This is a genomic window from Arthrobacter sp. UNC362MFTsu5.1, assembly GCF_000685965.1.
Lineage (GTDB): Bacteria > Actinomycetota > Actinomycetes > Actinomycetales > Micrococcaceae > Arthrobacter.
The window spans coordinates 116,356-132,150 of the sequence record NZ_JMLE01000015.1 but is presented as its reverse complement, the minus strand read 5'-3'; the positions used below and the strand labels follow the sequence as shown (position 1 = coordinate 132,150).

The 15,795-nt window shown below is 67.3% G+C and carries 13 protein-coding genes and 2 pseudogenes; 2 read left to right on the top strand and 13 right to left on the bottom strand.

From position 1 onward, the window contains the following. The 9 genes and pseudogenes from BS38_RS0115235 to BS38_RS25325 all read right to left on the bottom strand — a co-directional run. Positions 1 to 594 (bottom strand): ABC transporter substrate-binding protein (locus BS38_RS0115235; protein ID WP_043438840.1); only part of this gene is annotated, 594 nt, incomplete at its 3' end. Positions 595 to 717: 123 nt separating this feature from the next. Beyond that, positions 718 to 2,040, bottom strand: a pseudogene (locus BS38_RS0115230) (aspartate aminotransferase family protein); the annotation flags it as partial. A gap of 27 nt (positions 2,041 to 2,067) precedes the next feature. After that, positions 2,068 to 3,234, bottom strand: coding sequence for an RtcB family protein (locus tag BS38_RS0115225; RefSeq protein WP_028271591.1), 1,167 nt, complete (start codon positions 3,232 to 3,234; stop codon positions 2,068 to 2,070). Positions 3,235 to 3,302: 68 nt separating this feature from the next. Next, positions 3,303 to 4,313 (bottom strand): GTP pyrophosphokinase, encoded by a 1,011-nt coding sequence (locus BS38_RS25330; RefSeq protein ID WP_051628949.1) that lies wholly within the window; start codon positions 4,311 to 4,313, stop codon positions 3,303 to 3,305. Between the two features lie 166 nt (positions 4,314 to 4,479). Beyond that, positions 4,480 to 5,913: a sulfate adenylyltransferase subunit 1 gene (locus BS38_RS0115215; protein WP_028271590.1), complete on the bottom strand. Its 1,434-nt coding sequence runs from the start codon at positions 5,911 to 5,913 to the stop codon at positions 4,480 to 4,482. Continuing rightward, on the bottom strand, positions 5,913 to 6,860 hold the full coding sequence (gene cysD, locus BS38_RS0115210) for a sulfate adenylyltransferase subunit CysD (protein WP_028271589.1): 948 nt from the start codon (positions 6,858 to 6,860) through the stop codon (positions 5,913 to 5,915). Before cysD ends, BS38_RS0115215 begins: the two co-directional genes overlap by 1 nt. Then, the gene (locus BS38_RS0115205; protein WP_028271588.1) at positions 6,857 to 7,588 is read right to left on the bottom strand and encodes a phosphoadenylyl-sulfate reductase; all 732 of its coding nucleotides are present in this window, start codon (positions 7,586 to 7,588) and stop codon (positions 6,857 to 6,859) included. Before BS38_RS0115205 ends, cysD begins: the two co-directional genes overlap by 4 nt. After that, on the bottom strand, positions 7,585 to 9,330 hold the full coding sequence (locus BS38_RS0115200; protein ID WP_028271587.1) for a nitrite/sulfite reductase: 1,746 nt from the start codon (positions 9,328 to 9,330) through the stop codon (positions 7,585 to 7,587). Before BS38_RS0115200 ends, BS38_RS0115205 begins: the two co-directional genes overlap by 4 nt. A 54-nt stretch (positions 9,331 to 9,384) precedes the next feature. Continuing rightward, positions 9,385 to 10,188: pseudogene (locus tag BS38_RS25325) on the bottom strand (sirohydrochlorin chelatase). Between the two features lie 61 nt (positions 10,189 to 10,249). On the opposite strand from BS38_RS25325, the gene BS38_RS0115190 reads away from it, so the two are divergent. Then, positions 10,250 to 10,921: a trimeric intracellular cation channel family protein gene (locus BS38_RS0115190; protein WP_028271586.1), complete on the top strand. Its 672-nt coding sequence runs from the start codon at positions 10,250 to 10,252 to the stop codon at positions 10,919 to 10,921. A 14-nt stretch (positions 10,922 to 10,935) separates the two neighbouring features. Next, entirely contained in the window at positions 10,936 to 11,361 is a 426-nt protein-coding gene (locus tag BS38_RS0115185; RefSeq protein WP_028271585.1) for a hypothetical protein, read from the top strand. Between the two features lie 149 nt (positions 11,362 to 11,510). Here the strand turns inward: BS38_RS0115185 and BS38_RS0115180 are convergent, their stop codons facing one another. From BS38_RS0115180 to BS38_RS0115165, 4 genes are all read right to left on the bottom strand, one after another. Then, the gene (locus BS38_RS0115180) at positions 11,511 to 12,392 is read right to left on the bottom strand and encodes an endonuclease domain-containing protein (protein WP_331280053.1); all 882 of its coding nucleotides are present in this window, start codon (positions 12,390 to 12,392) and stop codon (positions 11,511 to 11,513) included. Between the two features lie 377 nt (positions 12,393 to 12,769). Then, positions 12,770 to 13,291: a HEAT repeat domain-containing protein gene (locus BS38_RS25320; RefSeq protein ID WP_051628948.1), complete on the bottom strand. Its 522-nt coding sequence runs from the start codon at positions 13,289 to 13,291 to the stop codon at positions 12,770 to 12,772. A 45-nt stretch (positions 13,292 to 13,336) separates the two neighbouring features. Continuing rightward, positions 13,337 to 14,440, bottom strand: coding sequence for a polyprenyl synthetase family protein (locus BS38_RS0115170; RefSeq protein WP_028271583.1), 1,104 nt, complete (start codon positions 14,438 to 14,440; stop codon positions 13,337 to 13,339). A gap of 9 nt (positions 14,441 to 14,449) precedes the next feature. Beyond that, positions 14,450 to 15,784: a geranylgeranyl reductase family protein gene (locus tag BS38_RS0115165; protein ID WP_028271582.1), complete on the bottom strand. Its 1,335-nt coding sequence runs from the start codon at positions 15,782 to 15,784 to the stop codon at positions 14,450 to 14,452. Between the last annotated feature and the right edge of the window lie 11 nt (positions 15,785 to 15,795).

The following is a 15,795-nucleotide window of genomic DNA, read 5'->3' as shown; positions in this document are numbered from 1 at the left end:
GGGGTTGATGGCCACGTCGCCGCTGCCGTCGGTGTTGGTTTTGTAGCCCTGCGCGGCCAGCCAGGCCCGCAGCGCCACGTCCTGGGTTCCGCCCAGCTGCGGCGTGGACAGGGTCTTGCCCTTCAAATCCGCCGCGGCGGCGATCTCCGGTTTCACCACCAGCTGCGCGCCGCCCGCCGCGGCCCCGGCGATGATGCTCACGGACTCGCCCTTGCTCTTCACGAACGAGTTGATCGCCGGGTTCGGGCCGATGTAAGTGGCATCGATCGCACCGGCGTTGAGGGCTTCGATCGCGGCCGGGCCGGCGTTGAACACCTGCGTGCTGAGCTTGGTCTCGCCCAGGCTCCTGGCAAGGAAACCCTGCTTGACGCCCACCAGCGCGGGGGCGTGGGTGACGTTGCCGAAATAGCCCAGCTTCAGTTCCGCAGCGGGCGTCGGAGCGGGGGCCGCTGCCTGGGCTGAGGAATCACGGGAAAGGGTTGACGCCACCACGGCACCGGCGGCAATGAGCAGCACCAGGCCGAGGGCAACCAGGACCTCCACGGCGCGCTTGCGCTTCGGGTTGTTGCTCTCTCCTGCCACGATGCGGATCATTCCGGGCTGGGGACTTGTCATTGTTTCACCATAGGGAGTGACATAAACCCGTTCAATGAAGCGGAAACGGGGGGTCACGCGGGTTCATCTAGCGTCACATTCGGACGCCCGCCGGCAGCATCCCTAGGCGACATAGGCGTCGGCTGCGGCTAGGGCGTCGTCAAGAATGGCAAGGCCGGCGGCGGCGTCGGAGCGGTCCACGTTGAGCGGAGGGGCCACGTGGACACGGTTGCCCAGGACCAGCGGCAACAGGCCCCGTTCCCGGCAGGCCTTGACGACGGAGACCATCGGTGCGTTCGCCGTACCCGTGGCTCCGGCCGGCACCAGGGGCTCCTTGCTCTGCCGGTCGCGGACCAGTTCGAGGGACCAGAGACCGCCGATGCCGCGAACGTCCCCGACGGACGCGTGCTTGTCGGCGAGCGCTCTGAGCCCGGGCCCCAGGACATCCGCGCCGAGGCGGGCAGCTGCCGCGACCGTGCCTTCCTCGTGCATGGCATTGATGGCGCCGACGGCGGCGGCGCAGGCGAGCGTGTGGCCGCTGTAGGTCAGGCCCGCCGGGTAGGGCCGTTTGGTGAACATCTCATAGATCGCCTCCCCCACGAGCACACCGCCCAGCGGCACATACCCGGAGTTCACGCCCTTCGCGAACGCCATCAGGTCTGGTGCCACGCCGTCGTGGTCAACACCGAACCAGGCTCCCGTGCGGCCGAAGCCGACCATCACCTCGTCCGCGATATAGACGATGCCGTGGCGGTCACACAGTTCGCGGACTCCTCGCAGGTAGCCGGCGGGCGGCACGATGACGCCCGAGCTGCCGATCACAGATTCCAGGACCAGGCCGGCGATCGTCGACGGGCCTTCCAGGAGGATGACCTGTTCAAGGTGGGCGAGTGCCCGCTCCGACTCCTCCTCCGGGGTGCTCGACCCGAACGCCGACCGGTACAGGAAGGGTCCGAAGAAGTGGACGGCGCCCTGCGAGCCCGTGTCCGAGGCCCAGCGGCGCGGGTCGCCTGTGAGGTGGATGGAGGCCGCCGTCGAGCCGTGGTACGAGCGGTAGGCGGCGAGGACCTTGGGCCGTCCGGTGTACAGCCGCGCCATCCTGACCGCATGCTCGATGGCTTCTGTCCCGCCGGTGGTGAACAGCACATGCCCGAGGCCCTTCGGTGCCACCTCCACAATCAGCCGCGCCGCCTCGCCCCGGACATCGGACGCGTGGCCGGGTGCGAGCGTGCACAGGCGGTCGGCCTGCTCCTTGATCGCAGCCACGATGCGCGGATGCTGGTGGCCGAGGTTGGTGAACACCAGCTGCGAGCCGAAGTCCAGGTAGCGCCGTCCGGCGTCGTCGACCACGTAGCTCCCGGAACCGCTGACCAGGGTGGGCACGTCGCGCGGCCCCTGCACGGCCCAGGGGTGGAAGACCAGGTCGTCGAGATTCATGACATCCTCCGTTTCATTTCTGTGGGCTGCCCGGCTTCAGTCGCCTTTGACGTTGACGAGCTGCCGGAGCCGGTGGCCGATCCTCACCAGATCCTCCGCATCGCGCATTACGACGTCGATGGGTTTGTACGCCGCCGGAATCTCGTCGATGAAGGCTTCGGTGGCACGGAATTCAATCCCCTGCATGGCCTTTTTCAGCTCGGCCAGGGAGAACGCCTTGCGCGCCGCCGTCCGCGAGTACTCGCGGCCTGCACCGTGCGGCGAGGAATTCAGGGCCACGCGGTTCCCGAGCCCGGCCACCACGTACGACGCCGTTCCCATGGACCCCGGAATGAGTCCGGGATCGCCGCGCTCGGCTTTGATGGCCCCCTTCCGGGACACCCACACGGATTTGCCGTAGTGCGTCTCCTGCCGGGTGAAGTTGTGGTGGCAGTTGATCCGTTCCCGTTCCAGTACTTTTCCGCCCGTCCAGTTGCCGAACTGGCTGATCACGCGGTCCATCATTTCCTCACGGTTCAGCAGGGCGAACTGCTGGGCCCAGTGCAGCTCCTCGATGTACCGCCTGAACTCTGCCGTGCCCTCTTCCAGGTAGGCGAGGTCGGCGTCGGGAAGCGCGATCCGTTTCTCCCGCGTCACGCGCTGGGCGACGCTGATGTGGTGCTGCGCGATCTTGTTGCCGACACCGCGGGAACCGGAATGCAGGAACAGCCAGATGGCATCCCTCTCGTCGGCGCAGACCTCGATGAAATGGTTGCCTGATCCCAGCGAGCCAAGCTGGAGCTCCCACTTCGGGACGTACTGGCCGGGATCAAACCTGGCCTTGGCAGCCCGCCGCCTCAGCTCGGCGATGCGCGGTTCGGCCGTGGCCAGGACCCTGCGGTTGTTGTGTCCGGCCGAAAGCGGGATGACGTGCTCGATGGCCTCCCGCAGCCGTTTCCGGTCCGGCGGGAGGTCCTTGAGGAAGTACTGCGTCCGGACGGCAATCATGCCGCAGCCGATGTCCACTCCCACGGCCGCCGGAATCACGGCGCCCAGGGTGGGAATGACGGAGCCCACCGTGGCGCCCTTGCCCAGGTGGGCGTCCGGCATCAGCGCCAGATGCGGATAGATGAAGGGCAGCCGGGACGTTCTCACTGCCTGCTCCCGCGTCTGTGCGTCCAGGATGGAAGCCCAGTTGATGAGCCGGCTGTTGATGCGTTCCACGATCTTCCCTCCCGGCGGGATAGGGCGAAAGTAAGGCCGCGGCCCGGCAGTGTCAACACCCCGCGGCTCTAGTCCTGCATGCGCTCCAGCCGGTACGTAAGCTTCGCTTCCCGTTTGGGGTCGTCCCCCAGGGATTTAGTGCGGGCAATGTAGTCCACGCCCCAGGTCTTCAGCAGGAAGTCGTCGGCAATCCGCACGTGGCCGGCGGGGAACTTGTAGTCCATTCTCTTGGCCACACCGGACCAGTCTGCGGCACCGAAGAGCTCCTCGGCGTCGGCCACCGTCCGCACGCCGTTGGCGGCCAGCAGGTCCCCCAGCCAGCCGTACTGCCGGGCCTGGCTCCTGGGGTGTTCGGAGAGCAAGCGGGCCAGCATGTCCTGGAGGATGTCCCCGGTGAGCTCGGTAGCGGCGGGGTTGGCGGCGAACTCGGCCGTACTTTCGGCCTGACGGCGTTTGACGATGTCGTTGATCGCCGAGAACTGGGCGTCCGCGAGTTCGATGAGGGTTGACGCCATGGTGAACGCGCGGTCCACTTCCGCGTTGGCCTCCGCGAGGCTCTTGTAGCGGATGTCATGCTCGAAGGCGGCCCACGCATGCTGCAGCACGGTGCGGATCTGGACTTCGAAGCGCTCCCCGATGAACGGCTGGCAGCCCACGGGAACGTTTTCGTCGGGGACTTCCAGGATCAGGTGCCGGCCGGCGTAGCCGATCTGGCCGTTGCGCCGCTGGGAGCTTGTCTTGTCATCGTCCTCGCGGCAGTTGAATTGCCCCTTGAGTGCCGTTGCAACGTCGGCAATGTCGGGTTCGAGGAACATGATCACCCGGACCCCGATGAGGTCGTCGAGCTGCTCGAGCCCGTGTTCATACTTGAATCTGCCGTCCGCAGTGACCCGGTCCAGCTTTCCCTTCACCGAACCGGGGTCCTTGACCCGCGCCTGCACGGTGTGGTGGTTGAGGCCGTCGTCGCGGAGCCGGGCGCGGATCGCATGCCCGATGGCATCCGACGCCGCATTCAGCCGGGGCAGCAGCGCACTGTAATGCTCCAGGGAGCTGGCAACAACCGAATCATGATCTTCCAACCGGTCCCCCTCAGATCAGCGCGCAGCGCATCTACCAAGCAGGGTATCCAAGGCCGCGGGTTTCAGCTACTGCCGGGCTTCCAGGTCCCCCGGAAAAAACAGCGGCTTGTTCGCAGAACCCGTCCTTGAAGATCAGGTTTTGCGAACAAGCCGCGGTTCAGCGATATCAGATCGAGTAGCGCTCGTCCTCGTGGTCACCCGGGTGGTCGTTGACCAGGCCGGCGGCCAGCGTGTTGCCGTCCAGCGGATCAATCACCAGGAAGGCACCGGTCCGGCGGTGGTGCAGGTAGTTTTCCAGCGGCAGCGGGGCGGCGAGCCGGAGCTGCGCGTGGCCGATGTCGTTGAGTTCGAGGCTGGACGCGCCCTCGAGCTTGAACGTGGCGAGGTCCAGTTTGCCGCTGACACTCCGGACCAGGGCCTGCACCGTGCGGGTGCCGTGCTTGACCAGCACCTTGGCGCCCTCGCGGAGTGGCTTCGGGGACAGCCAGCACAGCGCGGCGTACAGGTCGGCGGAGGCTTCGCGGACGGTGCCGGCAGCGGCAATCGTGTCACCGCGGGCGACGTCGAACTCGTCTGCAAGGCGGATCGCCACGGACTGCGGTGCAACAGCTTCGGTGAGCGAGGCGCCCGCGAAGTCGATGCCCGTCACCGTGGTGGTGCGCGGGTCCTGGCCGGGGGTCAGCACGCTGACCTTGTCCCCCACCTTCACCGAGCCTTCGGTGATCTGCCCTGCGTACGCGCGGTAGTCGCGGTATGCCTCGACGTCCAGTCCACCGGCAACAGCGTCGGGAGCCAACGCGCCCTGCGGCCGGATGACCAGCTGCACGGGGAAGCGGAAGCTTTCGAGGTGGCTTTCCAGCTCGTCTGCGGCGGGCAGGGTCTCAAGCACCTCGAGCAGCGCGGGTCCGGTGTACCAGGGGGTGCGCTCCGAGCGCTCCACCACGTTGTCGCCGTCGAGGGCGGATACCGGAACCACCAGCAGGTCGGTTATCCCATCGGAACCAAGGCCGAGCTCGCGGCCCACCTGCTGCACGTCGGCTTCGATCTCGCGGAACACGGACTCGCTGAAGTCCACGAGGTCGATCTTGTTCACGGCCACGATCACGTGGGCCACGCGCAGCAGCTGCAGCACGGACAGGTGCCGGCGGGTCTGCTCCAGGACGCCCTTGCGGGCATCAATGAGTACGACGACGGCATCCGCGGTGGACGCGCCGGTCACCGTGTTCTTGGTGTACTGCACGTGCCCGGGGCAGTCCGCCAGGATGAAGCTGCGGCGGTCGGTGGCGAAGTAGCGGTAGGCGACGTCGATGGTGATGCCCTGCTCGCGCTCGGCACGCAGGCCGTCGGTCAGCAGTGCCAGGTCGATCGCTTGCACACCGGCTGCGCCGGGTCCCCCAAATCCGCGGTCCGCGGAAGTGCGGGCAACGGCGTCCAGCTGGTCGGCAAGGATGGCTTTGGAGTCGTGCAGGAGCCGGCCCACCAGGGTGGACTTGCCGTCGTCGACCGATCCGGCGGTGGCGAAGCGGAACAGCGAGGCATGCGCCAGCGGTGCCTCGTCAAGAAGGGCAGCCGCGCGGGCTGTATCGATTTCGGTGCTCATTAGAAATAGCCATCCTTCTTGCGGTCTTCCATGGCGGCCTCGGAGATGCGGTCATCCGCACGGGTGGCGCCACGTTCGGTGATGGTGGAGGCGGCAACTTCAATGACGACGTCGCGCACCGTGGCGGCGGCTGACTCAACAGCGCCGGTGCAGGACATGTCGCCGACGGTCCGGTAGCGGACGGTCTTGGTGATGACTTCCTCATCCGGGCGCGGCTGCGAGACCTCGCCCACTGCCCGCCACATGCCGTCGCGGGCAAAGACTTCGCGGTCGTGGGCGTAGTACAGGCCGGGCAGCTCGATGTTTTCGCGCTCGATGTAGCGCCACACGTCCAGCTCGGTCCAGTTGCTGATGGGGAATGCGCGCACGTGCTGGCCCACGGTGTGGCGGCCGTTGTACAGGTTCCACAGCTCCGGGCGCTGGTTGCGCGGATCCCACTGGCCGAATTCGTCGCGGAGGCTCAGGATGCGCTCCTTGGCGCGGGCCTTGTCCTCGTCGCGGCGGCCGCCGCCGAAGACGGCGTCGAACTTGTTGCGCTGGATCGCGTCCAGCAGCGGGACGGTCTGCAGCGGGTTGCGGGTGCCGTCGGCGCGCTCGGCCAGTTCGCCGGAATCGATGAACTCCTGCACGGAGCCGACAACCAGCTTCAGGCCCAGGCGCTCCACGGTGCGGTCGCGGAAGTCGATGACCTCCGGGAAGTTGTGGCCGGTGTCCACGTGCAGCACGGGGAAGGGAACCTTGCCCGGCCAGAACGCCTTGGTGGCGAGGTGCAGCATGACCACGGAGTCCTTGCCGCCGGAGAACAGCAGCGCAGGCTTCTCGAACTCGGCAACCACTTCGCGGATGATGTGGATGGCCTCTGACTCGAGGGTGTCCAGGCTGGAGAGGCGCGTGGAAACGGCAGCGTCAGTCACCTGGGTGGGCTCCTCAGTTAGGTAAGTGCTCATACGTGTAGTCCGCATTCTGTCTTGTCGGTTCCTGCCCAGCGGCCGGCGCGGGGGTCATCGCCGGGCGCTACCTTGCGGGTGCAGGGCTGGCAGCCAATGGACGGGTAGCCCTGTGAAAGCAGCGGGTTGACGGGAAGGAGGTTGTCGTCGGAGTACTGCACCAGCTGGTCGAAGCTCCACGCTGCCACCGGGTTGACCTTGACCAGGCCGTTGGTTTCGTCCCAGGTGATCAGCGGGGTGTTGGTGCGGGTGGGGGCTTCGTCGCGGCGCACACCGGTGAACCACAGTTCGTAACCGGCGAGGGTGCGGCGCAGCGGGGCCACCTTGCGGAGGGCGCAGCACTGGGCGGCGTCCCGTGCAAAGAGGTCCTTGCCCAGGAGCCGGTCCTGCTGCTCCACGGTGTTTTCCGGGAGCACGTCCACCACGTTGACGCGGAGGTTTGCGGCCACCTCGTCGCGCGTGGCGTAGGTTTCCGGGAAGTGGTAGCCGGTCTCCAGGAACAGGACGTCGACGCCGGGAAGCTGGTCGGCAACGAGGGCCGGCAGGACGGCGTCGGCCATGGAGCAGGCCACGGCAACAGCGGGCAGGTCGAAGTTCCGGGCAACCCAGGCGATGACGTCGCGGGCCGGGGCGTCCCAGCCTAGCTCGGCAGCGCCGGCCTCGGCCAGGGCCTTGAGCTCGTCGTGCGAGCGGAGTACGGGATCTACCCCCAGGGCGTGCTTGCTCACTGAAGTGCCTCCTCATCTGCTGCGTGGGCCCACTCGGCGAAGGTCTGGCCTTCGGCGTGCTCGGCCACGAACTTCCGGACGACGCGCTCGACGTAGTCGGGCAGGTCCTCGACGTAGACCTTCAGTCCGCGGACGGTGCGGCCGAGGCCGGCCTCTTCGCGGGTGGAGGAAGCCAGCCCGCCGCCCAGGTGGACCTGGAAGCCGGGGCTGGGATCGCCGTCGGGCGTTGGCAGCATCATGCCTTTGAGTCCGATGTCCGCGGTCTGGATGCGGGCGCAGGAGTTGGGGCAGCCGTTGATGTGCAGGGACAGGGCGTGGGGCAGCTGGCCGCTCTCGGCGAGGTCGGCCAGACGGCGTTCCAGCTCGGCCACGGCGGTTGCCGCAGTGACCTTGGTTTCCACGATGGCCAGCTTGCAGTATTCGATGCCGGTGCAGGCGATGGTGCCGCGGCGGAACACGGACGGCCGGGCGGAGAGGCCCAGGGCGTCGAGCTCGGCCACGAGCGGTTCAACCTCGTCCTTGGGCACATCCAGCACTACGAGCTTCTGGTGCGGGGTGGTGCGCAGGCGGTAGGAGCCGCGGGCCTCGAGGGTGTCCGCGAGCTTCACCAGCTGGGCGCCGGAGAGCCGGCCGGCAATGGGGGTGGCGCCGATGAAGAACTTGCCGTCCTTCTGTTCGTGCACGCCCACGTGGTCGCCCGGGGTCGAGGGCTTGGGGGCCGCGGGACCGTCAGCCAGCTTGTAGCCGAGGTATTCGTCCTCGAGGATCTGGCGGAACTTCTCCGGACCCCAGTCGGCCATCAGGAACTTCAGGCGTGCCTTGGTGCGCATGCGGCGGTAACCGTAGTCGCGAAAGATGCTGGTGACGCCGAGCCACACGTCGGCCGCCTGTTCGGGCGTGACGAAGGCGCCGAGGCGCTTGCCCAGCATGGGGTTGGTGGACAGCGCGCCGCCGGCCCAGAGGTCGTAGCCGATGCCGAGTTCGGGGTGCTTGACGCCGACGAGGGCGAAGTCGTTGATCTCGTGCACCACGTCCTGGCTGGGGTGGCCGGTGATGGCGGTCTTGTACTTGCGCGGCAGGTTGGACAGCAGCGGGTTGCCGATGAACCGCTCTCCCAGCTCGTGGATCAGCGGGGTGGGGTCGATGATCTCGTCCTTGGCGATGCCGGCCACGGGCGAGCCCAGGATGACGCGGGGAACGTCGCCGCAGGCTTCGGTGGTGGACAGGCCGTTGCTTTCGAGGCGGCGCCAGATCTCGGGGATGTCCTCCACGCGGATCCAGTGCAGCTGAATGTTCTGGCGGTCGGTGAGGTCCGCGGAGTCCCGGGCGAAGTCGACGGAGATCTGGCCGATGACGCGCAGCTGCTCGGTGGTGAGCGCACCGCCGTCGATCCGGACGCGGAGCATGAAGTACTTGTCTTCGAGCTCGTGCGGCTCCAGCGTGGCAGTCTTGCCGCCGTCGATCCCAGGCTTGCGCTGCGTGTACAGGCCCCACCAGCGGAAGCGGCCGTGCAGGTCCTGGCCCGGAATGGAGTCGAAGCCGTCCTTGGAGTAGATGGACTCGATACGCTCGCGGACGTTGAGGCCGTCGTCCTCCTGCTTCCAGGTTTCGTTGGCGTTGAGCGGCGTGGTGCCGTCCACCTTCCACTGGCCGTGCGGCTTCGCTGCCGGTCGGTTGGCGCGTGCGGGTCGCTTTGCGGCAGCGGAGTCCGCGGACGCTCCGGCTAGAGCTGTATCAGTCATGCATCGACTGTAGGTCCCACCGGAAAGCCGTCACAAAGGGTCAGAAACGCGAGGTCACCTAGGGAAACATTTCGTCATGAATCGCCGGAAAGCCTTGAAGAAGCCCGGTGCCTGTGCATGGTCCGGGGGCTTTTAACCGCCCGCTGCGACGGCCGCGTCCGCAGCAGCGACGGCCGCGTCATAACGGTCCAGCGCAATCTGGGCCATGAGCTTGGAAGGCAGCAGCGGCTCCGTGACGATGTCAGCTTCGGCCTTGGCCAGCTGGTCGTGGAAGAAGCCGTGCGCCAGCAGGTAGGAGGCGATGAGGACCCGGCCCTGGCCCTCCCCGCCGGGGTATTCGGCACGGAGGGAGGCGACGGCGTCGGGCACCGACGGCTGGGCGGCCGCACCGTAGGCGGGAACAATCCTGTTGCCCCGCAGCGCCCGGAGGTGTCCGGCGAGCTCTTCGACACTGACCGATGCTTTGGGGTTGGTGGATCCGGCGGCCGCCAGCACCACGGCGTCGTGCTCGGTGGCACCGGCCTCCCGCAGCCGCTGGTCGAGGATCTCCGCCAGCCGCGGGTCCGGCCCCAGCGGCTCCGAGGCACTGGACCCTTCCCTGCTGCGCGCCGCCTTCGCGATGTCCACCTTGGTGTGGAAGCCCACGCTGAGCAGCAGCGGCACGATGACGGCTGCTTCCCCTTCCGGCAGCCCGGCCATGACGTCCACCAGGTCGGGGTCCTGGACATCCACATAGGCTTCCCGGACATCCAGGCCGGGGCGCAGCGAGCTGATGTCGACACGGAGGCCGTTGACCTCGGCGCCGCCCAGCGGGCTGGACGTTCCGTGGGCACAGGCGATCATGATGGGGCTATTCATAGGGGCTAGCGTAACGTTGGAGCAGCCCCATCCGCCCCTTCCACACTGACCGGGACGACCATTGACCATCTCATTCGACGCCGTTCAGGTCTGGCTGGATCTGGCCGGTGTCTTCTTCTTCGCGGTCTCCGGATCCCTGCTGGCGGCGCGGAAGCAGTTCGACATCCTCGGGTCCCTGCTGCTCGCCTCCCTGGTGTCCCTGGGCGGCGGCGTGATCCGCGACATTATCCTCAACAGCGGCCCTCCCGCGGCGTTCACCAACCCGGCCTACCTGGCTCCCCCGCTGCTGGCCACCGTGCTGGTGTACTTCCTGTTTTCCAGCGTCCAGCGCTACACGTCGCTGCTCATCCTGTTCGACGCCGGCGGGCTGGCACTGTTCTGCATCACCGGCACCCTGAAGGCGCTGTCCGCCGGGATGAACCCGGTGGCGGCCGTGCTGCTGGGGGTCACGACGGCGGTGGGCGGCGGCCTGCTGCGCGATATCACTGCCAATGAGGTGCCCCAGCTCTTCGACCCCAAGGACCTCTATGCGCTCCCCGCGTTCACCGGGGCTGCCCTCACCACCATCCTGTGGGTTTCGGGTTCCTTCAACGCGCTCACGGCAGGCGCCGTTGCCGCCGTCGTATTCGCCTTCCGGGTGACGGCGTGGCGCCGTTCCTGGTACGTTCCGCTGGCCGTCCGGGGGTGGCACCGGCTGGGCCTGGGGGCGGCGGAAAAGGGCGGCCGCGATTAGCTAGGATAAGAACCATGACTGACATGTTCCTCGAGAAGTTCCGCGCGCTTGTTCCGAAGTATCTCGAAGACGAATGGCAGGAAGAGGACGGGCTGTCCCCCGAAGAACTCGACGAGGCCCTGTCCGAGCACCAGTTCCAGGTCCCCTTGGTCCTGCGGGAGTTCTACCTGGCAGTGGGCGGCTGCGAGGACCTCATGGAGGCGTACCACTACTTCTGGGACCCCGAGGAACTCGAAGTTGATGACGAAGGCTTCCTGATGTTCCTCGAGGATGAGGAAGAACAATTCACCTGGGGCTTCCGTGTGGGCGACCTCGGCGTCCCGGACCCCATCGTGTACCGCCGCAACAACGCCCGCGGCCAGTGGAAGAGCGAAGAAGGCACGTTCTCCGAGTTCGTGTTCGACATGTTCGAGTGGGCGTTCGAGGGCGAAGAGGACTAGGGTCCGGCCGCCGCCTTCCGCGTTTCTCCTTCTGCCTTCGTGACCCTGTTTCAGCCCCAAGGCCCCGCGACACGCCCCTGCTCCGGCGTGTCTGGCCACGGCCCGGCCGAAAAAGGGTCACGACGGCGACGCGAGGCACTGTGCCTGGCTCACCACGCGGGGGCGAACCTGCCTTCCCTGTAGAGCCGCAGTATGGCCAGAACCTCCTCCACCATGGCCTCGGGGTTGTGCACCACATCGCCGTAGTAGTAGCGAAGTGTCAGCCTTCCCCCGAGCATGCTGACCCTGCTCCGGCGGTGGTCCTTCTTGATCTGCCGGGGTTCGAAATGGGTCGAGCCGTCCAATTCAACCACCAGGCATTCCTCCACCAGGCAGTCCACTTCGCCTACGCCGGGCAGTTCCACGTGCATTCGAACTCTGAGGCCTGCACGGACGAAATGAGTGTGGGCCAGTATTTCCAGCGGCGAGTCAGCACGTCGAATCAAGAGGTCCAGTACGGAAAGGGCCCTGCCGTTCCGCCTCCCCGGCAGCTGCTTCCTGAGGAACTCGGGCGTTATCAGCCCGCGGCCCACTGCTGACTGCACCATCACCAGCGCTTCGAGTTCGGGCAGGCACCTCAGTGCGTGGATCAGCACGTCCGCCAGGCCGGCCGCAGGCAGTGACGGATGCCCCGGGTGGGTGCAAGGTGCGTGGTCCACGACTCCTGGCCTCGGGATTCCGTTCCCGCAGCTCAAATGCACATTCCGCGGCTGGTGCAGAGCCCAGAGATCGTAGAGCGGGGCCGCGGAAAGACACGTGAGCCTGCCGTTCGCCCGAAAGGCGGCCAGGACGGCGTCGTCCGCGGTTGCTGTCGCGTAGATGCCCCTCAACGGGCGGATCAGCAGGCCGCCTGCCACCGCGGCCTCAAGCTCCGCCCGCTGAAAGCCGCCGGCCAGCAACTGGCTTCGTTTTGCCGCTCCGCCCCGATGCCGGAGAAATCCAAGGAGGTCCATCCCGCCATGGTGCTTCCGCGATTCAGGCTGCAACAGCACGCGGCGAGGCTATGTGGACAAACTTCAGCCGCCGTGCCGACCCTGTTTCTAAGCCAACTTCCTGCGACAAGCCGTGTCCGCCGCGATTTAGTGGATGCAGCCGGCAAAACAGGGTCACGACGGACGCGGCCGGCACCCCAAGAACTGTGACACGCTGATTAACATCATGGTTCGCATTTGTGACAAAGCTGTCATAGACTAATTCACGGATCCACTAAATGCCTCCGGTGGATCTGATGCGAACGGAGAAATGGCCCCGGTTCGACGCAGCGTATGACTCGTATTGCTGCAGAGAACCGGGGCCATACCGTTTAAGCCTGACATCGCCCCGCACGCGGCAGGGCCCGAGGGACACCAACCGGCGGACCAGGACCCGGCTACACGTCCCCGAGGTCTTGGCGGTCCAGGCGCTCTTCCATCCGCCGCAGGGCTGCCGCAGCAACGTCAGCTTCCCGGCCCCGTTCTCCGGCCAACGCAAGGAGCGGCGCCGCGGAGTCAGCCTCGCAGATGTCGCCGATTGCCTTGAGTGCCGCCAGTCGCACACGCTCGACAGGGTCTCCTGCCAGACGGACCAGCGCGGGCGCGGCCTCCGCGATTTCCCGCAGCCTGCACACCTTGGCGCACATCTCCCGGACACGCCAGTGCGGGTCGGCCAGTCCCGCGATCACAGGGAGTTCGGCCCGCGGGTCCCATACATAGAGAAAGGTCCGGGCACCCCACACCCTGAACCAGTAGGGCTCCCAGTCCGGATTGCCGCCGAGCAGCCTGACGTCAAGGCCGCCGGCAGGGCTGCCAGCAGGGCTGCCGCCGGCCAGGAGTTCCGCGGCCCATTCCACCACCTCGTCCATGCCGTAGAGGTCCACGGCCCGGCCGATAAGCACTGACGGATGCGGCCTCACGGCAGGCGGCTCCCCTTCACGCGGCTCCACGCGGCGTTGAGAAGACTAGCTCGCGCGGTCCACCACGGCCAGCGCGAAGCTGGTGAGCGATGACTTGACCACGCCTTCGGGCAGCGGCGCCAGCGCGGCGATGGCCTCATCGGCCCAGGCGCGCGCCACAACCCACGATTCCGCAGTAACCCGGTGCTCGCGCAGGCCCGCCACGGCGGCGGCGAGTGCCTCATCCGAGGAGAGGTCGCCGTCGATTAGTTTCAAAAGTTCGACGGCGGACTGGTCGCCTTCGGCGGCGGCGTTGCGCAGGAGCAGCACCGGCAGGGTGGGCACGCCTTCGCGCAGGTCCGTGCCCGGGGACTTGCCGGACTTGACCTTGACGCCGGTGACGTCGATGACGTCGTCGGCCAGCTGGAAGGCCACACCGATCTTCTCGCCGTACTCCACCAGCAGCGGCTCGTACGCTTCATCCGCACCGGAGAAGATGGCGCCAAGCTGGCCGGAAGCAGCCACCAGGGATCCGGTCTTGTCCGCGATGACGGACAGGTAGTGCTCCACCGGGTCCTCGTCGGGGCGGGGCCCCACGGTCTCGTGCAGCTGGCCGAGGCACAGCCGTTCGAAGGTGCGGGCCTGGATTCCCAGCGCGCGAGAGCCGAGCTCGGACACCAGGATGGACGCGCGGGCGAAGATCAAGTCTCCAGTGAGGACGGCCACGGAGTTGCCCCAGACCTCGTGGGCGGTGGGCGCGCCGCGGCGGAACGGGGCCGAGTCCATCACGTCGTCGTGGTACAGGGTGGCCAGGTGCGTCAGCTCAACCACCACGGCAGCCTGCACTACGGCCGGCCTCGAGGCGTCACCGAGGTGGGCGCAGAGAAGGGCCAGCAGCGGGCGGATCCGTTTGCCGCCGGCTTCCACCAGGTGGCGCGACGTTGCGTCAGCCAGCGGATCGGAGTTGGCGATGGCCTCGCGGAGCTTCTTTTCCACGCGGGCAAGGTTGGTGGTGATGGCGGGGCCCAGCTCCGGGTCTTCGGCGATGGCGGCAAAACCGGCCGGCAGTTGGAGCCCGGTGGCGATGGCGGTGGTGCTGGGCTCGGGCTCCCTGGCGTCCGGCAGGCCGTGTCCGGCGTGGGTCCAGCTGTGCTTGGCAGAGTTCGTCACGGGTTAACCCTAACTTTTTGTTGCGGAAACCGCGGAGGTGTAGCTGGACGGGGACAGGGAGGTGTTGGACGTGGCAGGCACCAGCGCCTCCAGGAGCCTGATCACCCGGTCCTCGAATCCCTTGGCTGATTCATCCGTGACGTTGGCCATCAGCCGGACTACGAACTTCATGAGGGCGGGCAGCGGCATGCCGGTCCGGAGCGCGAGCTTCATCACGGACGGCTTGCCGATCACCGAGGCGAACGCGCGGCCCAGGGTGAAGTGGCTCCCCCACTGGCCGCGCACATAGTCCGCGTACCCCTTGAAGTGGAGGTCAGCGTCGTCGTGCGTCCATTTGGCGTAACGGCTCTGCCAGGTGCTGGCGTCGATGACATATTCGGCCGCAAAGCGGGCGGATTCCATGGCGTAGGAAATGCCCTCGCCGTTGAACGGGGACACCATGCCGCCGGCGTCGCCCAGGAGCAGCAGGCCGGGATAGTAGTGCGGGGTGCGGTTGAAGCCCATGGGCAGGGCGGCGCCGCGGATCTCGCCCACCTGGTTTTCCGGGGTGAAGCCCCATTCGGCGGGCATGCCGGCGGTCCATTCGCGCAGGACCTGTTTGTAGTCGAGCTTGCCGAATTCCGCGGAGGAGTTCAGGATGCCCAGGCCCACGTTGGAGGTTCCGTCGCCCACGCCGAACACCCAGCCGTAGCCGGGGAGCAGTCCGCCGTCGCGGCCGGGGAGCTCCAGCCAGCCTTCCATCCAGTCGTCGTCGTGGCGCGGGCTGGTGAAGTAGGTGCGCACGGCGACGCCGAGCGGACGGTCGTCGCGCTTCTGGATGCCCAGGGACACGGCGGTTCGGGATGAGTTTCCGTCTGCTGCCAGTACAACGTCGGCATGGAAGTCACGCGTCTCGCCCGTCTTGCGTCCGGACTCGTCAAGGAGCGCTGCGCGCGCGCCGATGACGCGGCCGTCCGGCGCGCGCAGGGCTTCGGTGACGCTGTGCCCTTCGAGGACGGTGGCCCCGGCGGCCTGGGCGTGCCGGGCCAGTTCCTCGTCGAAGCCCAGGCGCGTGCGGATCAGCCCGTACGTGGGGAAATCGGAAACTTCCGGCCAGGGCAGTTCGATGGTGCGGCCGCCGGCGATCAGCCGAAGGCCCTTGTTGCGGCGCCAGCCGGCCTCCTCGGAATGCGGGAGGCCGAGCTTCTGGATCTCGCGGACGGCGCGGGGAGTGAGCCCGTCACCGCAGACCTTCTCGCGCGGGAACCTGGTTTTTTCCAGCACCGTGACGGGGATGCCGGCCTTGGCGAGGTAGTAGGCGGCAGTGGACCCTGCGGGGCCGGCGCCGACGATCAGTACGTTCACGGCAGGTTCGG